General features: G+C 56.7%; 18 protein-coding genes. 14 read left to right on the top strand and 4 right to left on the bottom strand.

The window, feature by feature from the left end; all coding sequences use genetic code 11:
- The first annotated feature begins 8 nt into the window (after window positions 1-8).
- From ACQG19_RS12880 to dsbG, 13 genes are all read left to right on the top strand, one after another.
- Window positions 9-1,220, top strand: coding sequence for a diguanylate phosphodiesterase (locus tag ACQG19_RS12880; RefSeq protein WP_246931908.1), 1,212 nt, complete (start codon window positions 9-11; stop codon window positions 1,218-1,220).
- A gap of 88 nt (window positions 1,221-1,308) precedes the next feature.
- Window positions 1,309-2,202, top strand: coding sequence for an aminoimidazole riboside kinase (locus ACQG19_RS12875; RefSeq protein ID WP_246931726.1), 894 nt, complete (start codon window positions 1,309-1,311; stop codon window positions 2,200-2,202).
- Window positions 2,203-2,371: 169 nt separating this feature from the next.
- Window positions 2,372-3,889, top strand: a complete 1,518-nt coding sequence (locus ACQG19_RS12870; protein ID WP_013096550.1) for a carbohydrate porin — start codon at window positions 2,372-2,374, stop codon at window positions 3,887-3,889.
- Between the two features lie 67 nt (window positions 3,890-3,956).
- Window positions 3,957-5,327, top strand: a complete 1,371-nt coding sequence (locus ACQG19_RS12865) for a sucrose-specific PTS transporter subunit IIBC (RefSeq protein ID WP_045294154.1) — start codon at window positions 3,957-3,959, stop codon at window positions 5,325-5,327.
- On the top strand, window positions 5,327-6,733 hold the full coding sequence (locus tag ACQG19_RS12860) for a sucrose-6-phosphate hydrolase (RefSeq protein ID WP_038419490.1): 1,407 nt from the start codon (window positions 5,327-5,329) through the stop codon (window positions 6,731-6,733). Before ACQG19_RS12865 ends, ACQG19_RS12860 begins: the two co-directional genes overlap by 1 nt.
- Before the next feature lie 28 nt (window positions 6,734-6,761).
- Window positions 6,762-7,778: a LacI family DNA-binding transcriptional regulator gene (locus ACQG19_RS12855; protein WP_020688679.1), complete on the top strand. Its 1,017-nt coding sequence runs from the start codon at window positions 6,762-6,764 to the stop codon at window positions 7,776-7,778.
- Window positions 7,779-7,875: 97 nt separating this feature from the next.
- A complete protein-coding gene (locus ACQG19_RS12850) occupies window positions 7,876-9,426 on the top strand; it encodes a methyl-accepting chemotaxis protein (protein ID WP_246931728.1) in 1,551 nt (516 codons plus the stop codon).
- Between the two features lie 761 nt (window positions 9,427-10,187).
- On the top strand, window positions 10,188-10,607 hold the full coding sequence (locus tag ACQG19_RS12845) for a hypothetical protein (protein WP_013096556.1): 420 nt from the start codon (window positions 10,188-10,190) through the stop codon (window positions 10,605-10,607).
- A gap of 5 nt (window positions 10,608-10,612) precedes the next feature.
- On the top strand, window positions 10,613-11,179 hold the full coding sequence (locus ACQG19_RS12840) for an RNA polymerase sigma factor (protein ID WP_048972091.1): 567 nt from the start codon (window positions 10,613-10,615) through the stop codon (window positions 11,177-11,179).
- 90 nt (window positions 11,180-11,269) lie between these two features.
- Window positions 11,270-11,641 (top strand): hypothetical protein, encoded by a 372-nt coding sequence (locus ACQG19_RS12835; protein ID WP_222168410.1) that lies wholly within the window; start codon window positions 11,270-11,272, stop codon window positions 11,639-11,641.
- Between the two features lie 47 nt (window positions 11,642-11,688).
- Window positions 11,689-13,719: a protein-disulfide reductase DsbD family protein gene (locus ACQG19_RS12830; protein ID WP_246931730.1), complete on the top strand. Its 2,031-nt coding sequence runs from the start codon at window positions 11,689-11,691 to the stop codon at window positions 13,717-13,719.
- Between the two features lie 7 nt (window positions 13,720-13,726).
- Window positions 13,727-14,338, top strand: coding sequence for a DsbA family protein (locus tag ACQG19_RS12825; RefSeq protein WP_246931732.1), 612 nt, complete (start codon window positions 13,727-13,729; stop codon window positions 14,336-14,338).
- Between the two features lie 42 nt (window positions 14,339-14,380).
- The gene (gene dsbG / locus ACQG19_RS12820) at window positions 14,381-15,139 is read left to right on the top strand and encodes a thiol:disulfide interchange protein DsbG (RefSeq protein ID WP_020688674.1); all 759 of its coding nucleotides are present in this window, start codon (window positions 14,381-14,383) and stop codon (window positions 15,137-15,139) included.
- Between the two features lie 39 nt (window positions 15,140-15,178).
- Here dsbG and ACQG19_RS12815 read toward each other — a convergent pair whose 3' ends face one another.
- The 3 genes from ACQG19_RS12815 to ACQG19_RS12805 all read right to left on the bottom strand — a co-directional run bounded on the left by ACQG19_RS12815 (window position 15,179) and on the right by ACQG19_RS12805 (window position 18,380).
- A complete protein-coding gene (locus tag ACQG19_RS12815; RefSeq protein ID WP_045294143.1) occupies window positions 15,179-16,471 on the bottom strand; it encodes a glycoside hydrolase family 10 protein in 1,293 nt (430 codons plus the stop codon).
- Window positions 16,472-16,478: 7 nt separating this feature from the next.
- Entirely contained in the window at window positions 16,479-16,766 is a 288-nt protein-coding gene (locus ACQG19_RS12810; protein WP_023619621.1) for a VF530 family DNA-binding protein, read from the bottom strand.
- Between the two features lie 126 nt (window positions 16,767-16,892).
- Entirely contained in the window at window positions 16,893-18,380 is a 1,488-nt protein-coding gene (locus tag ACQG19_RS12805; RefSeq protein WP_426725921.1) for a UbiD family decarboxylase, read from the bottom strand.
- 115 nt (window positions 18,381-18,495) lie between these two features.
- Here ACQG19_RS12805 and ACQG19_RS12800 point away from each other — a divergent pair, with 115 nt between their 5' ends.
- Window positions 18,496-19,380, top strand: a complete 885-nt coding sequence (locus tag ACQG19_RS12800; protein ID WP_178328065.1) for a LysR substrate-binding domain-containing protein — start codon at window positions 18,496-18,498, stop codon at window positions 19,378-19,380.
- On the opposite strand, the gene ACQG19_RS12795 is transcribed toward ACQG19_RS12800, so the two are convergent.
- Window positions 19,371-20,282 (bottom strand): LysR family transcriptional regulator, encoded by a 912-nt coding sequence (locus ACQG19_RS12795; protein ID WP_058682704.1) that lies wholly within the window; start codon window positions 20,280-20,282, stop codon window positions 19,371-19,373. The genes ACQG19_RS12800 and ACQG19_RS12795 overlap by 10 nt on opposite strands.
- Window positions 20,283-20,296 lie beyond the last annotated feature (14 nt).

Below are 20,296 nucleotides of genomic sequence, written 5' to 3'. Positions count from 1 at the left end.
CCATTCCTGTGCTCACCACGCTGATTTATCGAAGCCATTTACATTTATCCTGCCGGTCCGCAGAATTAAGCGCGCTGGTAGAACGAGCACGAAGCCGCAATGCCAAACTGAACATCACGGGTGTCCTGCTCTCGAACGGCTGTGACGTCATGCAAATTCTTGAGGGCGCGGAAGAGAGCGTCGTGAAGTTGTTCCACAAAATTCGCGATGATGAGCGCCACAGTGGCGTCGTCGAACTGATGCGGGATTACGGCCCCCGCAGACGGTTTGACAATGTCGGCATGCTGCTGTTTGACCTGCAGGTCCAGTCCCCAAAAGAGGTGCTTGAGTCGGTTTTGCATTACAGCCAGCTGGAAAGCTATCTCATATCCGATGATCGGGTGTTCAAATTCATTCAGACCTTTATCACCGGGAAACATACCGGCCAGACGAGGAACCCGGTGGATGCGGGAAAATGGACGCTCGCATGTGAAAAAGCGCCCTTCGGTGAGGCCATGGGGTTGATAGCCGGTCAAATCTGTCAGTTTGCGCTGCAGCCGATAGTCGAGCCCTCGGAAGGGAAAATCAGTTCACTTGAAGCGCTTATTCGTGGCAACGATGGCGGGAGCCCGGAACATTTCTTCAAAACGCTCGATCAGGACAAGCTCTACGAAGTGGATCTGCAAACCAAAGCGTATGCCTTTGCGCTTGCGGAGAAACTGGGTATCGGCAGCCATAAAATTGCGGTGAATTTGCTTCCCATGTCGCTGGTCAAGGTGCCCGGGGCGGTCGAGTTTCTGGTGGAGCAAATCAGACAACACGGGCTTCAGCCGGAGCAGGTGGTCATAGAAGTAACTGAAAACGAGATGATTTCCGGCTTTAACAAATTCAACAGCGCGATCAAACAGCTTCGGGGGGAAGGTATTGGCCTGGCGATCGATGATTTCGGCTCCGGGTATGCGGGGCTTTCACTGCTTACCCGCTTCCAGCCGGATAAAATCAAGATCGATCGGGAAATTGTCAGCAATATTCATCTCAGCGGCCCAAAACAGGCGATTGTCCGATCGATAGTGAGCTGCTGCACCGACCTTGAGATCACGCTGGTGGCGGAAGGCATTGAGAAGCTGGAGGAGTGGTGCTGGCTGGAATCCGCCGGTATTCGCCGTTTTCAGGGGTTTCTGTTTGCCCGGCCGCAGCTTAACGGGGTGGGCGATATTCACTGGCCACACCTGGTACGATAACGCTTTTTCCTTCCTGATTATTTCCCCTTTGGTCAGCCTGTGTTTAAATAGCTAAAACGGTTTAATATAGTTTAGCTACGGGGATGACATGGATAAAATCTGGGTACTCGGTGATGCAGTGGTGGATTTACTGCCAGAGGGGGACGGCACATTGCTGCAATGTCCCGGCGGCGCACCGGCAAATGTGGCGGTCGGCATCGCCCGACTGGGCGGAAAAAGTGCCTTTATTGGCAGGGTTGGCGACGATCCGTTTGGCCGATTTATGCAGAAAACGCTGGCGGATGAGCAGGTTGATGTGCAGTGGATGCGCCTCGATCCGGCTCACCGCACCTCAACGGTGGTGGTTGATCTGGACGAACAGGGCGAACGCTCGTTTACGTTTATGGTTCGGCCGAGCGCCGATCTGTTTCTCGATTCCACCGATCTGCCGTCTTTCAGGGCCAAAGAGTGGCTGCACGTCTGCTCCATTGCGCTCAGCGCGGAGCCGAGTCGCTCTGCCACTTTTCAGGCGATGGATGCAATTAAAAAAGCCGGTGGTTTTGTCAGCTTCGATCCCAACATTCGCCCCGACCTCTGGCAGGATGAGGGCGATCTTCGCCGTTGCCTCGAACTGGCGCTACAGCGCGTGGACGTGGTGAAGCTCTCCGTTGAAGAGCTGACGTTTTTGACCGGCGAATCCCATATCGAAACCGGCCTGGCGGCGCTGATGCGCCATTGTCCGGCCCGACTGGTGCTGGTGACGCTGGGTAAAGAAGGGGTAATGGCCTGGCATGAGGGCATCACGACACACTATCCGGCCACACCTGTAGCGTGTGTTGATACCACCGGCGCAGGCGATGCGTTCGTCGCAGGGTTGCTGTTCGGCCTGGCCTCGTCAGGCCAGGATCTGGCAACAACCCTTGCACTGGCCCAGCGCTGTGGTGCACTGGCCACGACGGCCAAAGGGGCAATGACCGCGCTGCCGTACCGTCACAACCTGTAATTCCTTCCTGGCCGCCGACCGGCGGCCTGAATTGTCGCCTCGATCACACTTACTAAAACGGTTTAGCAAAAAGTATTGCCGATCCAAAATTCACGGGTTTAGTATCAGCAGCCTAAACCGGTTTAGCAATTTAGCATTATCAAAACACTTTTTTTAGGGATGCGACAAAATGTATAAAAAACGCAGACTTGCCGTGATGATTGGCATGCTGGCCGGTAGTACCTCTGTTTTTGCCCAGACCGATATGACAAGCATTGAATCGCGCCTGGCGGCGCTGGAACAGCGTCTTCAGGATGCGGAAATGCGCGCCCAGAATGCGGAGAAACGCGCGACGGCAGCAGAACAAAAAACGCAGCAGCTGGTTGCCGCCCAGCAGCAAACGCAGACCACCACCCAGGAGGTGGCCCAGCGTACCACGGTGCTGGAAAAGAAAGCCGATCAGAGCAGTGGCTTTGAATTTCACGGTTATGCTCGCTCAGGCCTGCTGATGAATGATGCGGCGTCCAGCAGCAAAAGCGGTCCGTATCTGACACCTGCCGGGGAAACCGGGGGCGCGGTCGGTCGTCTGGGTAACGAAGCGGATACCTACGTTGAGCTAAATGTGGAACACAAACAGACGCTGGAGAGTGGGGCGACCACGCGCTTTAAGGCCATGTTAGCCGACGGGCAGAAGACCTATAACGACTGGTCAGCCGATACCAGCGATCTTAACATTCGTCAGGCCTTTGCCGAGCTGGGCAATCTGCCTGATTTCACTGGCGCGCTGAAAGGGAGTACCTTCTGGGCCGGTAAACGCTTTGACCGCGATAACTTTGATATTCACTGGCTGGATTCTGACGTCGTGTTCCTCGCCGGTACCGGCGGCGGTGTCTATGACGTGAAGTGGAATGATACGCTGCGCAGCAACTTCTCGATTTACGGGCGCAACTTCGGCAGCGAAGAGCAGATCGACAACAACGTTCAGAACTATATCCTCAGCATGAATCACTTTGCCGGGCCATTCCAGCTGATGGTGAGCGGCCTGCGGGCGAAGGATAACGACGAACGCAAGGACAGCAATGGCGATCTGATTAAAACCGATGCGGCGAACACCGGCGTGCATGCCCTGGTGGGTCTGCACAATGACAGCTTCTACGGACTGCGGGAAGGCTCAGCGAAAACGGCGCTGCTGTATGGTCACGGCCTGGGGGCAGAAGTTAAAAGCATCGGCTCTGATGGCGCGCTGCTGTCAGAAGCCGATACCTGGCGCTTCGCAAGTTACGGTGTCACGCCGCTCGGCGGTGGCTGGCATATCGCGCCTGCGGTACTGGCTCAGAGCAGTAAAGACCGCTACGTCAAAGGCGACAGCTACGAGTGGGTTACGCTCAATACCCGCCTGATCAAAGAGGTTACGCAGAATTTCGCCCTGGCGTTTGAGGGCAGCTATCAGTACATGGATTTGAACCCGGAAGGCTACAAAGATCGCAACGCCGTTAACGGCAGCTTCTACAAGCTGACCTTCGCACCGACCTTAAAGGCGGGCAAAATTGGCGATTTCTTCAGCCGTCCTGAACTGCGCCTGTTTGCCACCTGGATGGACTGGAGCAGCAAACTGGATAACTACGCCAGCGATGACGCCTTTGGCAGCAGCGGCTTTAACGCTGGCGGGGAATGGAACTTTGGGGTCCAGATGGAAACCTGGTTTTAACCCTTCACGCTCCCGCCAGGCGGGAGCGTATCAAACATCATAAAAATGAAGTCAGGCAGAGGTAACTATGGATTTTGATAATATTTCCCGTGCGCTCATTCCGCTGCTCGGTGGCAAAGAGAACATCGCCAGTGCCGCGCACTGCGCAACGCGCCTTCGTCTGGTGCTGATCGACGATGCGCTTGCTGACCAGCAGGCCATCGGCAAGGTCGAGGGGGTGAAAGGCTGTTTTCGTAACGCGGGCCAGATGCAGGTGATTTTTGGCACCGGCGTGGTGAATAAGGTTTACGCGGCTTTTATTCAGGCGGCAGGGATTGGTGAATCCAGCAAGTCAGAAGCGGCAGATCTCGCGGCGCGTAAGCTCAACCCTTTCCAGCGCATTGCCCGCCTGCTTTCCAATATTTTCGTACCGATTATTCCCGCCATTGTTGCGTCCGGTTTGCTGATGGGCCTGCTCGGAATGGTGAAAACCTACGGCTGGGTGAATGCCGATAACGCCATCTACATCATGCTGGATATGTGCAGCTCGGCGGCGTTTATTATTTTACCGATCCTGATTGGTTTTACCGCCGCGCGTGAGTTTGGCGGTAATCCCTATTTAGGCGCCACGCTAGGTGGCATTCTGACCCACCCGGCGCTGACCAACGCCTGGGGCGTGGCGTCCGGCTTCCACACCATGAACTTTTTCGGCCTTGAGATTGCCATGATTGGCTATCAGGGAACGGTGTTCCCGGTGCTGCTGGCCGTCTGGTTTATGAGCATTGTGGAGAAAAACCTGCGCAAGGTCATCCCGGATGCGTTAGACCTGATCCTGACGCCGTTCCTGACCGTCATTCTCTCCGGTTTTATCGCGCTGCTGATTATCGGCCCGGCGGGACGCGCGTTAGGCGATGGCATCTCCTTTATTCTGAGCACGCTGATTACCCACGCGGGCTGGCTGGCCGGTTTGTTGTTCGGCGGGCTCTATTCGGTGATTGTTATTACCGGCATTCACCACAGCTTCCACGCGATTGAAGCCGGGCTGTTGGGGAATCCGTCGATTGGCGTTAATTTCCTGCTGCCCATCTGGGCCATGGCGAACGTGGCGCAGGGTGGTGCGTGCCTGGCGGTGTGGTTTAAAACCAAAGACGCAAAAATCAAAGCCATTACCTTACCGTCGGCGTTCTCGGCCATGCTCGGCATTACCGAAGCCGCTATCTTTGGTATCAACCTGCGTTTCGTGAAACCGTTTGTGGCCGCGCTGATTGGCGGTGCGGTGGGTGGCGCATGGGTGGTGTCGGTGCATGTCTACATGACGGCGGTAGGGCTGACGGCGCTGCCGGGGATGGCAATCGTGCAGGCCAGTTCGCTGCTCAACTATATTATCGGCATGGTGATTGCCTTTGGCGTAGCGTTTACCGTCTCGCTGCTGCTGAAATATAAAACGGACTCTGAATAATGACATTACCTTCCCGCTGGCCTGCCGTGCTGCAGGCCGTGATGAAAGGCCAACCGCACGCCCGTGCCGACCGCCACTACCCGCAGTGGCACCCGGCACCGGTGACGGGGCTGATGAACGATCCGAACGGTTTTATCTGGTTTGCCGGGCGCTACCATCTGTTTTATCAGTGGAACCCGCTGGGCTGCGATCACCGGTATAAATGCTGGGGGCACTGGAGTTCGCACGATCTGCTGCACTGGCAGCACGAGCCGATGGCGCTGATGCCAGATGAAGAGTACGACCGCAGCGGTTGCTATTCCGGCAGCGCCGTGGACAACAACGGGATGCTGACGCTGTGCTATACCGGCAACGTTAAGTTCGATGACGGTAGCCGCACCGCCTGGCAGTGCCTGGCGGTGGAACAACCGGACGGGACCTTTAAAAAAATGGGGCCGGTGCTGGCGCTGCCGGATGGCTACACCGGCCACGTGCGCGACCCGAAAGTGTGGCAGCAGGACGGGCAGTGGTACATGGTGCTCGGCGCGCAGGATGTGCAAAAGCGGGGTAAGGTGCTGCTGTTCAGGTCTGCCGATTTGCACACGTGGGAATCGTGCGGAGAAATTGCCGGTCACGGCGTCAACGGACTCACGGATGCGGGATACATGTGGGAGTGCCCGGACCTGTTTGCCCTCGACGGGACGCACGTTCTGATCTGCTGCCCGCAGGGGCTGGCACGTGAGCCGCATCGTTATCTCAACACCTATCCGGCAGCCTGGATGAGCGGGGTGTTTGACTATCAGCGCGGCGCATTTGAGCACGGTGCGTTACACGAACTGGATGCCGGTTTTGAATTCTATGCCCCGCAAACGACGCTGGCGGAAGATGGCCGGCGGATCCTGATTGGCTGGATGGGCGTGCCTGACGGGGAAGAGATGCTGCAGCCCACCCGGGCACAGGGCTGGATCCATCAGATGACCTGTCCGCGAGAGCTGCGCTACCGCGACGGCAAGCTCTGGCAGACTCCGGTGCGTGAGCTGGAAATGCTGCGTGAAGAGGAACTGCACTGGCAGGGCAACGCCTGCGATGCGCCGGAGCTTGATGCCTCGCGCCTTGAGTTCGAGCTGAGCGCTGCCTGCGCGAAACTGGATTTTGCCGGTGCGCTGCACCTCACGGTCGATGGCAATGGCCTGCGTCTGGAACGTGCCAGCCTGCAAACGGGTGAGACGTTAACCCGCTACTGGCTGGGTGAGGTTCACCATCTGCGCGTTCTGTGCGACCGCTCCAGCGTCGAAATTTTCATCAACCACGGCGAAGGGGTGATGAGCAGTCGCTATTTTCCTGACCAACCGGCCCGTGTGCGATTCGAAGGTGCGTCCGACATCACATTACGCTACTGGTCGCTGCGCGGCTGCATGGTAGAATAGCGGTTTTGGCAGCCGGATCTAAGTCGTTGTGAGAAAAACAAAACGCGTCACCATTAAAGACATCGCGGAGCTGGCGGGAGTGTCAAAAGCCACCGCCAGCCTGGTACTGAACGGACGCAGCAAAGAGCTGCGCGTGGCGGAAGAGACCCGTGAGCGCGTGCTGGCCATTGCGAAAGAGCATCACTACCAGCCCAGCATTCACGCCCGCTCGCTGCGCGATAACCGCAGTCACACCATTGGTCTGGTGGTCCCGGAGATCACCAACTACGGGTTTGCCGTGTTTTCTCACGAACTGGAGACGTTGTGCCGCGAGGCGGGCGTTCAGCTGCTCATCTCCTGTAGCGATGAAAATCCGGGGCAGGAGACCGTGGTGGTCAACAACATGGTGGCGCGTCAGGTCGACGGGCTGATTGTTGCCTCAAGCATGCTCAACGATGCGGATTACCAGAAACTGAGTGAGCAGCTGCCCGTAGTGCTCTTTGACCGCCACATGAATGACAGCTCGCTGCCGTTGGTGATCACCGATTCCATTACCCCGACAGCCAAACTGGTGGCCGACATTGCCCGCCAGCACCCCGATGAGTTTTATTTCCTCGGTGGGCAGCCACGGCTTTCCCCCACGCGCGACCGCCTTGAAGGGTTTAAACAGGGTCTGCGCGACGCGAACGTTACGCTGCGCCCGGAGTGGATCATTCACGGAAATTATCACCCGAGTTCCGGTTACGAGATGTTCGCCGAACTCTGTGCTCGCCTGGGGCGTCCGCCAAAAGCCCTGTTCACCGCCGCCTGCGGCCTGCTGGAAGGGGTGCTGCGCTACATGGGGCAGCACAATCTGTTGCAAAGTGACATCAGGTTAGCGAGCTTTGACGATCACTATCTTTACGATTCGCTCACGATCCCGGTGGATACCGTGCGCCAGGATAACCGTCAGCTTGCATGGCACTGCTTTGATCTGATTGGGAAATTGATCGACGGTGAAACGCCAGAGCCCGTGCAGCGGAAACTGGATGCCACCCTGCAGCGGCGCTATAAAGCGGCAGAATAGCCCTGCCGGACGACGGGATACATCAATAACTTTAATTAATTTAAGTTTTGGTTTAGCCGATAACCATAAGGAATAATTTTCTTTGAGGTATCGGTTCATGTCGTTAAAAAAATCATCCCTGATTGTCTTTTTCTCGCTGCTTTTCTTCTTTATCGCCAGCACCCTCACCAGCGTTGGCCTCATCATCAAAAGTAATAACTCCCTGGATAACGTGAACAAAGAGATCCAGGTGGTGCTGTCAATTATTGATCCCATCAACCATAGCCGCACGCTACGCGTTCGGGTGATGGAGTATGTGAAGATGGTAGAGGCGGGCGCATCAGCGGATGAATCTGCGAAGCTTGCCGCAGTAAAAGAGGCACTGACCAAAGCCGATCGCGCCTTTGCTGCCTTTATGGCGTCTCCCCGTCTGACGGATGAAGCGCCGCTGGTAAGCGCTTATCAGGATGCCTGGCAGAATTACCGTAACCAGGGGCTGGCACCGCTCATTGATGCTGCCGCCGCGCACGATATTGCCAAATTCAACGCCCTGATACCGGAAGTCTCGCGCCTCGATCGTCAGTATGAGATTGTCCTCGACCAGGTTCTGGCCGTACACCAGGCCTATGCCAAAAGCCTGAACGAAGATGCGAGCAGCAACTTTGTTTCTGGGCTGGCGATTATCGCCGCTATCGCACTGCTGTTTGTGCTGGTGATTGTCGCCGTCAGCCTGCTGATGAAACGCCTTGTTCTGGCACCGGTTAATCTGGCACGTGAACATTGCAGCCAGATTGCCGCAGGCAAACTCGATATTCCGGTGCCGGTGCAGGGGAATTCCGGCAATGAAATTGATCACCTGATGGGCTCTATGGAGCAGATGCGCCAGGCGCTGCTGGCAACCATCGCCCAGGTGCGTGACGCGAGTCATACCGTGACCCATGCTGCACAGGAGATTGCCTCCGGGAATATCGACCTGGCTTCGCGCACCGAACAGCAGGCTTCTGCGCTAACCCAGACGGCAGCCAGCATGGAAGAACTGAGCGCGACCGTCGCCAATAACACCGATAACGTCTATCAGGCCGGAAAACTGGTGCAGGACGCGGTGAAAAATGCCCACACCGGGGAGGCCGTCACGCGTGAAGTGATTGAAACGATGAATACCATCGCCGCAAACTCGAAGCGCATCGAGGACATCACCAGCGTGATCAACAGCATCGCTTTCCAGACCAACATTCTGGCGCTCAACGCGGCGGTAGAAGCGGCGCGCGCCGGAACCCAGGGGCGTGGTTTTGCCGTGGTAGCCAGCGAAGTTCGCACGCTGGCGCAGAAAAGCGCGGTGGCGGCCAAGGACATCGAAAGCCTGATTGCCCAGTCGGTTTCCAGCGTCAAAAACGGTGCCGAACTGGTGGAGCGCTCAGGGGAGGTCATTGACTCGATTATCAGTTCCGTCAATAAAGTGAACACGTTGATGGAGCAGATCTCTGTGGCCTCTGAAGAGCAAAGCCGCGGGATTAGTCAGGTCGGGCAGGCAGTGACGGAGATGGATGGCGTGACCCAGCAGAACGCCGCGCTGGTGCAACAGTCCGCCGCGGCGGCCGCGTCGCTGGAAGAGCAGGCCCAGCAGCTCACGCGGAGTATTTCGAGTTTTAGTTTGCCAGTGCAGGCTTGATATTATTGTGGATTGTAAGCCGGGTAAGCGTAGCGCCACCCGGCAATAAACGCGGCTAAATTGTTGGTTTCAGCTTAATTTTGCAAATTGTTTTGATTCAACAACCGGTGCGACGGGCATTATCTTTGGCGATGTTTCGCTGATAGCCGATGTAGCCGAAGGCATACCAGTAGCGCCGGGAATAAAAAGAAAATTAATCCTGTCAGGAATGCGTCATCCCCATGAAAATGCAGTATGGCATTAAAAAATACGCCAGCAGCCACGCCGACCACTAATAAAAATATAAACACCCAGACAGTGTGGTACCAGAGGATATAATTCGTCAGTCTGCCTATCATTACCGGATTGCTCCTTTTTAATGTGTCTGTTTCTATTTCCTGCTGCAGGGCATGACGCTATGAATAATAGACAGAGATGTAATGATTACAAACCTTTAACTAAAAATAGTTAATTAAGCCTCGCTTTAGATTATTGTTAAATAGAAGGTTTTTTGGATGATTATAGGAATAGTCTCAACAACAGGAATAGGGCATTTAAAAAGCATCAATATCAAACCTGCTGAATAAATAACCTGATTTAAGAGCGCGAATAGATCGGCATTATTACGGGTTCTAATTTTTATGCTGTTTCCATTCGTCAGTCGCGAAAAGTGTAAACCACATTGACTACGATGTTTTTATAAATTTTTAGCAATATTCTTGTTCCTCATCCGTCTACCTCATCACAAGCCATAATCAGTTACTGTAAACGAGGTCAACACCATGAGAGAGTTTGATATGCACGGCAGAGGTCACGGGCGCGGATTCGGTCGCCACCGTATGGGCAAGGGCTTAGTCATCGGCGCGGTCATTTTTATCGTGCTCGGCCTGCTGGTGATGTCCCTGTGGAACGCCTTACTCCCGGCGATCCTCGGCGTGAAAGCCATTGGCTTCTGGCAGGCGCTGGGCATTTTGATATTGAGCCGGATCCTGTTTGGTGGTCTGGGGTTCCGTCCGGGTATGTTTGGTGCGCACCGCCGGATGCACGAACGCTGGATGAACATGACGCCCGAACAGCGTGAAGCGTTCATGCAGCAGCGCCGGGAAGGATTTGGTCGCCATGGTCGCGGGCACTGTGGCTGGCACGGCCACCGTGACGACAAGCGTGAAGACAACGCGCCGAAAGCGCCGGACGCAGAGTGAGCGAGATGAAAACCGGGGAGGCGGGCGGATCCTTGCTGATGTCGGCGGTTAATGCCTGCCGCGCCCGGCTGAGAGCCTTTATTCGCGGAAGAACCCCGGTACGTGACGACGCCGACGATATTTTGCAGGAGATCACGTATCAGCTGATGAAGGTGGAACAGCCGGTCGAAAACGTTGCCGCGTGGCTGTTTCGCGCGGCGCGAAATGAGATGACCGACCGGGCGCGGAAAAAGCGTGAAGTGTCGCTCTCCGGTTATTTCAGCTTCACAGGCGAGGAGGATGACGATTTTCCGGAAGATGAGATCGCTGAAACCCTGTTCGGCGTTCCGCATACCCCGGAAGAGGAGTACCTCAAAACGCTGCTGTGGGAAGAGCTGGGGCAGGCGCTGGCTGAACTGCCCGCAGCGCAGCGCGAGGTCTTTGAGAAGACGGAGCTACAAGGCTACAGCATCAAATTGCTGGCCGGGGAAACCGGGGTTAGCGAGCAGGCATTATTATCGCGTAAGCATAAGGCCGTGTTGTTCCTGCGCACGCGATTGCGGGATGTGTATGACGCGCTGACAGGGGGATAATGTTCCCGGCAGACAAAACCTTACACTGTCGGGACTTGTAGATTCATCACTATCGTTTATGATCGGGGCGTCTTGTTATTTTGGAACGTTATGCGCAACCGTCAGCTTCTCGGTAAATGGCTTCTGATAATCACGTGTCTGGCAATGGCAATTTGCCTGGTTCAGCGTGCGGTTTATCTCAACCATTTTTTACAGGGGCTGGATCCTCAGGTGCAAACGCTCATGATGGCTGACCCCCCCGGTCAGGAGGCTGAACAGCCCGGCCCGTCGCCGTGTCAACTTGGCGCACAGTCTTTGCTTTGCGCCCAGCCGCTGTTTTTTGACGGTGCGCTACCGGCGATTATTATCTTCTTCGCTCTGCTGCAGTTATTTACCCAACGGCGCACATTTCTCTCCAGGGAGCAGCCTGTCCAGGCACCGCCTCCCCGAATACACCTCAAAAACTGCGTTTTCCGTGAATGAAAAACATCGTCACCACACGATAATTTTCACTATTCACGGAGTAAAACATGGTTAACCTTTTCAGGGGACTCGTCCTCCTGTTGCTGTCCTGCATGGGTATTGCTCATGCGGCAGATACGGGCTGGCTGGTGTCACCGCAAAACGATCACGCCCGCATCCGCTTTCAGGCTGAGCGGGATCACGACCGCATCATCGGCCTGCTCAGCGTGGAGCTGCAGCCCGGCTGGAAAACCTACTGGCGTTCGCCGGGCGAGGGCGGCGTGGCCCCGAAAATCAGCTGGCCACAGGGTGTTAAGGATACCTGGTACTGGCCGGTTCCTTCCCGCTTTGATATCTCGGGCCTGACGACCCAGGGCTACCACGATAGCGTTACGATCCCCATTACGATCGCCGGGACGGACGCGGATGTGCTCGACGCCACGCTTACGCTCTCAACCTGCAGCAACGTCTGTCTGTTGACGGACTACAAGCTGCATCTGGATTTCCGCGCGCCAGCGGATGCGGGCTTTCGTACGGCATTTGAAGACGCGATGCGCTCAGTACCCGGTGCGTCAGGCGTGTCGTCAGACTTCAGCGCCTGGTTATCAGACGGCAAGCTGATGATGACGGGCACGACGGAAGGCGAATGGGTTAATCCCGGGATCTATTTTGACCCGCTGGAGGGTGACATTCTGCCCGGCGAACCGGTGATTAAGCACACCGGAAACCGGCTTCAGGTCGCGGTTCCGGTCACCGATGAGTGGGGCGATAAACCCGCGACGCTTGCGGGGAAAACGCTGTCGTTTGTCGTCACCAACGGCGATAAAGCCCAGCAAACGCAACTGACCGTAGGCGCAGCCCCCGCAGACGTGGTGCAGAGTGCGCCAGCGGGAACAGTCAAAATGTTGGCCTTTGCACTGCTGGGCGGGCTGATCCTGAACCTGATGCCCTGCGTATTGCCGGTAATGGGCATGAAGCTCAGCAGCGTCCTGCAGGCGGGTACGGACACGCGGAAAATCCGGCTGCGTTTCCTGGCGACCAGTGCGGGTATTCTGACCTCCTTTATGCTGCTGGCCACAATGGTAACCGTTCTGAAACTCACCGGCGCGTCGCTGGGCTGGGGCATCCAGTTCCAGAACCCGTGGTTTATTGGGCTGATGGTTGCCGTGACCTTTATCTTCGCGCTGAACCTGTTTGGTGCGTTTGAGCTGTTTCTGCCTTCCGCCGCCACCGGACGACTCGCCACAACGGGCGGAACCGGACTGACGGGCAGCTTCTGCGAAGGCGTGTTTGCCACGCTGCTTGCCACGCCGTGTTCCGCGCCGTTCCTCGGTACGGCCGTGGCCTTTGCGCTGGGCGCACCGCTGCATTCCCTGTGGCTTATCTTCCTGATGCTCGGGGTGGGCATGAGCTTGCCGTGGCTGTTCGTGGCGCTGATCCCCAAAACCGCCTTGTTGCTGCCAAAACCTGGCCGCTGGATGAATACCCTGAAGGTGATTCTGGGGGGGATGATGCTGGCCTCCAGCCTGTGGCTGGTGACGTTGCTGAGTCTGCATCTGGGCGAGATGTTCAGCCACATCCTCATGCTGCTTCTGATTGTGGTCGCCATTGTGGTCTATGCCCTTCGCGGTCAGACATCATCGCCGCTGTTCTGGGTGGTGGTGATTGCGCTGGCCGTATTCGGGGGCTATCAGCTGCGCGGGATAGTGAACGCAACGCCGGTAACCATGGCTGAGAATAGCGAACAGACGATCCCGTGGCAGCCGCTCAGTGAGGAGGCAATCAGCGATGCGCTTGTGCAGGGGAAACGGGTGTTTGTGGATATCTCGGCGGACTGGTGTGTCACCTGCAAGGTGAATGAGCACCGGGTGCTGAATCAGCCGGAGGTTATCGCCGCGCTGCGCCAGCCGGATGTGGTGGCGCTACGCGGAGACTGGAGCCAGCCATCAGAGACGATTGCGGCGTTTCTGAAATCACGCAACCGCTATGCCATCCCGTTTAACCAGGTGTATGGCCCTGGAACGCCGGAGGGCGACATCCTCTCGCCATTGCTGGACAAACGCACCCTGATGACCACCCTGAACAAAGCAAAAGGCTAACGCTGTTATGAAAAAAATCCTTATTACGTTTCTGCTGTTTTTCGCGTCAGCCCAGGTGATGGCGGCGGACCCGATCACCCCGGATCAGGAGCAACGCGCTCAGAAGCTGATCTACGATTTTCTGTTTAACGACCCGGATTCGCCGCGTATCGGTGCCAAAAATCCAACGCTGACGCTGGTGGTGTTTACGGACTACAACTGTCCATACTGCAAAAAATTCGATCCGTATCTGGAGAAGATCGTTGAGAAACATCCGCAGGTGGCCGTGGTGTTTAAGTTTTTGCCGTTCCGTTCGGAAAGCTCGCTAACCGCCGCGCGCGACGCGTTAACCGTCTGGCGTTCACACCCTGAGCAGTTTATGAAGTTCAACGAAACCCTGATGGCGAAAAAAGGGTATCACGATGACGCCAGCATTCAGGAGGCGCAAAAGCGCGCGGGCGTGAATGTTTCAACGCCGGATGATACGAGCCTGGTCACGGTAACACGCAGCCTGATCATCGCCGAAAAACTGGGTATTCAGGGAACACCGGCCACGCTGATTGGCGAAGGGCTGTTACCCGGCTGGGTGCCTTTCGAACAGTTTGATGAAATGGTCACCGATGAACTGAAAAACCGCTAACCTGAAGGGGGCCTCAGGCCCCCGAACAAACCGGAGAGGGACATGAAAAAATTACTGTTACTTTCGCTGCTGACCGCGTCAGGGCTGGCGCAGGCTGCGGATGCTATACCTGATGTCGTGAAGACCTTTAGCGAGCAGCAGGAGATTAAGATCCTCAAGAAGATCGACGTACCCGGTGGCGCACCCGCCTGGCTGGGACAATATCAGGACATGGGAGTGACGCTCTTTCTGACACCTGACGGAAAGCACGTTATTTCGGGTTATCTCTATGACGAGAAGGGTAAAAACCTCAGCGAGGGTATTTTCCAGAAAGAGATCTACGCCCCGATGGGACGCGAAATGTGGAAACAACTTAACGCTGCGCACCCCCTGAAAGAGGGGGCGGATAACGCGCCACGCAAAGTGTTTGTCTTCGCCGACCCGTTCTGCCCGTACTGCAAGGCATTCTGGTCAGAAGCGCAGCCGTGGGTGACGGCGGGTAAGGTGCAGCTCAATACGCTGCTGGTGGCGTTCCTCAACCCAAACAGCGGCCGTAACGCATCTGCGATCCTGAATGCAAAAGATCCGGTTACGGCGTGGAAGGAGTATGAACTGTCCGGCGGTAAAAAACTGCCTAAACCGGAAGGCACCGCCTCGCGTGAAACCGTGGCGATACTGCAAAAACACCAGGCGTTAATGGACAGTCTGGGGGCGAATGCCACACCGGCCATTTATTATCTCAATGACCAGAATGAGCTCCAGCAGGTTGTCGGTATGCCGGACGCGAAGCAGCTTGAGGCGATGTTCGGGCCGAAGCCGTAAAAAATCAGGCAGAAACGGGGCGTTTCTGCCTGACTGTACTTAGCTTCCCCAGCGTCCTTTCAGGTAGTTTACCGCCTGCTGCGTCTGCGGCTGGTTGAGGTAATCTTCGCGGAACAGGATGGTGCCATTCACGTTCGGCAGGGAGTCGTTGAGATCGAGCTGTTTTTTCAGCTCCGGCACGCCGCCCTGAATCGTCCAGTCCGGCTCATTTCTCGACGGCTCGCCCACTTTATAGAACGCAATGCCGATGTACAGACGGGTATGGGTCGGTTTCACCACGTCGGCCCACCATTTGGTCAGCACGTCATAGCGTGCCGCATCGCGGGAGAAAGGCCAGTAGATTTGCGGGGCAATGTAGTCCAGCAGCCCCTGTTGCACCCACTGACGGGTGTCAGCGTAGGATTCATCATACGCCGCCGCGCCACGGGTGTCGGATCCTGCCGGGTCAAAGGAGCGGTTACGCCAGACGCCCGCCGGGCTGACGCCAAATTCAACCTGCGGTTTTGTCTGTTTGATCGCCCGAGAGACCTGCACAATCAGCTGCTGCGTATTGTGGCGACGCCAGTCGGCTTTGGAGCTAAACCCCTGGCCGTATTGTCTGTAGGTCTGCGCATCATTCAGCGTTGAGCGGGGCGATTCGGCATAAAAGTAGTCATCAAACTGCACGCCGTCTATCGGGTAGTTCGCCACCACCTCGGTCACCACCCGGGTTATCCAGTCACGCACCTCCGGGATGCCCGGGTCGAGCACAAACCGATCGCCTGCGATGCGAACCCACTCAGGGTGCTGCACATAGACGCTGGACGGTTGTTGGTATGAGGTGCGGTTCAGCGCGGCGATGGTTGACGGTTTGGTATTGGTTGAAACGCGATAGGGGTTGAACCAGGCGTGAACTTTCATCCCACGCTTGTGGGCTTCATCGAGCATAAACTGCAGCGGATCGTAGCCCGGATACTCGCCAATATTGCCGGTAAGCATATCTGACCACGGCAGGATTTTGGACGACCAGAGCGCGGTGCTGTCCGGTTTTACCTGGAAAAACACCGTGTTAATTCCCAGGCGTTTCAGATTGTCGAGTTTGTCGATCAGCGCCTGTTTTTGCATCGCAATACGCTGGTCAGCACTGCGGCCATTCACCGACGCGACCGGCGGCCAGTCGAGACGGGAGACAGTTGCCAGCCAGATCCCACGCATCGGCTCGTTTGCCTGCTGCGTCGGTTTGCCTGGGGTCGGGAGCGGTGTGACCAGCGACTTTGGGGGTTTTGAGGAGCAACTAACAAGTAAAAGCGCGCAGCCAAGCAGCGCACCAGTCCGTTTTACATGTCGCATCATTTGCGTATTAGCTCTTGGTTATCCGACTATTGGCCCAGGGGTTAAAGGCGGGCGCCTCGCGTTCAGCGGTCCCGTTATCATTGAGGGAATCAAGATACAGGGCCTCGACCTCCGCGCGTGCCCAGGGGGTACGGCGCAGGAATTTCAGGCTCGACTTCACGCTTGGGTCATTTCTGAAACAGTTAATTTTGATTCGATCGCCCAACTCGCGCCAGCCATATCGCGCCACCAGGGCGTTGACCATCATCTCCAGCGTAACGCCATGCAAAGGATCTTTGGAAATATGTGCAGTCATAGGCGTCCGGTGTCTCGATTTTCAGGGGATTGGGGTAAACGCTGAAAGGGTACAAGAAAGCAGGGGAAGCGGCAATTTAAGCTTGCGTTTCTTCACCCGGTGGGGCGAAGAAACGGCGACGACGGTCTATTTTTTATCGCTGAACAGCTCCGGCGCCCACGGTGTGGGATCAACCTCCATGAACGGCGCCCGTTCAAACCGCGCCTTCAGCGCCCACGGCACCGTGCAGTCGAAGATAGTCTTGCAGGAAATGCCGTTTCCACGGATCGAGGTGCTGTAGTCCGGCGACTGCGACGGATCCAGCTGGTGGCCGCGGATCCCCGGAAGCGTGGTAATGCTCACATCGCCCTGCATGCGGGTGGTCATTGCCCACAGGATATCGTCGCTGTCGAAGATATCCACGTCTTCATCCACGAGGATAATGTTTTTCAGCTCGGAATAGGTGGCCAGGGCGATAAGTGCCGCCTGGCCCTGACGTCCTTCGTCTGACGGCTGGCGTTTTTTTACCTGTAAAATGCCGAGGAATTTACCGCCCCCGGCGGTGTGCGCATAGACATTTTGCAAAAAGCCGGGAATGGCCTCTTCGACCGCGTTGCGAATGCTGGCCTCGGTCGGCAAACCGGCAAGCGTGGTGTGCTCTTCGCCCGGGCCCACCAGCGTCTGCAGGATCGCGTGGTTTCGCATCGTCACGGCTTTCACTTTGATCACCGGCAGAGATGGATTCGCCTCGCCGCAGTAGCCCGGGAACTCCGGCATGGCGTGGCCGGTGTTGGTGTGCTGATCTTCTCTTACGTGCACGCTGGGAAGCAGTTCGCCCTCGATGATGATTTCCGCCCGCGCGATCGCTTTTTCTTTTACCGCCACCCCCTGTACCAGCTCCACCGGTTGCTGGCGTAATGCCCCGGCGACGCCAAGCTCGTTGTAACCGAAGGGCGTGGTTGGCGCTTCAAAACAGGCCCCAATGTAGATAGCCGGGTCAAGTCCCATATTGATGGTTACCGGCAGCGGTTTGCCCGCCGCTTCGGCCTTCTTGCGAAAAACTTCGATATGGCGACCGGCGGCAAGGAACATAGAGAGTTCATCTCGCTCCTGCACACAGAGACGGTGAATGGTCACATCGGTCAGCGAGGTATCTTCCGGATCGCTTGCCAGTACCAGCCCCAGACAGAAGAACGGGCCTGCATCAATCGGCGTGTTGGTCGGGGCCGGAAGCAGCTTACGCAGGTCAAAGTCCGGATCGTCGGCGTAAAAGACCTGTTCCTGGCACGGTGCCTGCGAGGCCGGAATCACCACCGGTGCAACGGGGTTTTTCACCGCCTGACCAACGTGCTGCGCCAGCTTCGAGGGTTCACAACCCAGCAGAAGCGCCGCTCTTTCCCGGCTGGCGTGCATACCTACCAGGATGCGGGAGCCGGGGTAGCCCTTCACGCTATTGAACATCATGGCCGGGCCCGTGCGAGTGGGGCGTTTTACGGTACCGCCCGCGCCGATATGGCGGTAGACGCCCGCCAGTTCAGCATTGGGATCTACCGGGTGATCGGTTTCGATATAGTGACCTGGATGGCGTTGCAGCAACGCGATGGCGCTTCTGAGATCGTTGATGGGGTTTTGCATGTTTTTCTCCCTTAATGGCTGACCTCCATTGTTGGGCGAACGACAGATATCATCAATTGCATCATTGATGCTATTTTGATAAGCATTTTATTATCAATTTTCGCGGGACTTCATCATGCAATTTCGTCTGATGCGTAATTTTCTGGTGGTAGCCGAAGAGCTCCATATGCACCGCGCCGCGGAGCGCCTGAACATGGCGCAACCTGCGCTGAGCCAGCAGATTAAAGCGCTGGAGGCGCGTCTGGGCGTCACACTGTTTAGCCGGGCACATCGTCGCTTAACCCTGACGCCTGCCGGAGACGCGTTTCTGGTCAAAGCCCGGCTGGCAATTGCGATGACCGAGCAGGCCGTGCTGGACGCCAGACAAACCGCCCGTGGCGAACAGGGGGTGTTGAATCTGGGATGTGTATCAAGTGCGATGTTCGACGGTAAGCTGCCTGCAACGCTGCGCCAGCTGCACGAGAACTGGCCCGCAATTGCCATTTCGCTGATGACCGGGAACGTGCAGACGCTTTACGAAGCCGTGCAGACCAACCAGCTTGACGTGGCGATTATCCGGGCTCCGTTGCCTGCGTTACCTGACGATCTGCAATCTCGCCCCTTTACCTCAGAGAAAACGGTGCTGGCACTGCCTCGCCAACACCCCCTGGCCACGTCATCCGCACTGACACTTTCATCCATGAAGGACGAAAAGTGGATCTCGCTGCGCGATCCGCAAGGCATGGGGCTGGAACAATATTTCTATGACGCCTGTAACGGTGCGGGTTTCCAGCCGGAGGTGGTGCAGAATGCCACCGACGTGCCCACCGTCATCAGTCTTGTCGCGGCGGGATTTGGCATTGCGCTCTTGCCCGCCTCAGCAAGGGCGGTGTGCGTCGGGAATGTGGTTTACGTCGACATTATTGATCGGCTCAGGGAGAGCGAGCTGACGCTGGTTTGTCACCGAATCATTCGTTCTGAAGTCTTAAAAAAATTCCTCACCACCGTTGCTCAGGGTTGACGCCCGGCGGCCAGCAGCAGTTGTTCGCGCAGCCAGGCGTTCGCCGTGTCCTGACTGTTTTTAGGATGCCAGAACATGCTGATGGCGATCGGCTGGAGTGGCAGCGGGGGCGGGAAAATATCGAGCGTGGTGGCGAACTGCTGCAACATGCGTCCCGGTAAGGTGCAAATCAGGTCAGTCCCCGCCACCAGAGGCGGTGCCATGGCATAGCTTTGCGTGGACATCACTACGTTGCGCTGATATCCCAGCCCGGCCAGCGTCTGGTCGACAAAGCCGGTAAATGGATCGCCCTGGGAGGAGACCACCAGATGAGAGAGGGCGCAATACTGCGCCAGATCCAGCGGCCCCGTACCGCGAGGATGCCCTTTGCGCTGGGCGGTGGCAAACGCGTCTTCAAACAGTTTGCGTCTGACCCAGCCGTCATGCGCGCCCGCACTCACGCCGATGTAAATATCAACGTCGCCGCTTTCCAGCTGCTGGGGCAGGTTCACCCACTCCGGCAGGGCGAAACGCAGGCGGATCCCCGGCGCTTCACGTCTAATGTGATTCAGCAGTTCAGCCCCAAGCATCAGGGCCGGGTTTTCATGCAGGGCAATGACGAACGTGCGATTGCTCTCGCGGGGGTTAAACCCGGTGGGGGCAAGCATCGCGCTGATGCCACGCAGAACGGCCGCGATCTGAGGCCTCAGCGCCTCGGCACGGGGTGTGGGCAACACCCCACGTCCATGTGGGGAAGGGATAAACAACGGCTCGCCAAAAATGGCACGCAGGCGCGAAAGACGGGCTGACAGCGCGGGCTGGCTGACCCCCAGACGTGCGGCGGCGTGCGTGATGTTCCGGTCGGTGAGCAGTGCATCCAACGTCAATATCAAGTCAATATCCAGGTCTGAAAATGGCGTCATGTTGTTTTCCGTTG

Origin of the sequence: Enterobacter cloacae complex sp. 277I4, from assembly GCF_050031465.1 — a bacterium.
Taxonomy (GTDB): Bacteria; Pseudomonadota; Gammaproteobacteria; order Enterobacterales; family Enterobacteriaceae; genus Enterobacter; species Enterobacter cloacae.
This window is presented reverse-complemented; position numbering and strand designations above follow the sequence as displayed.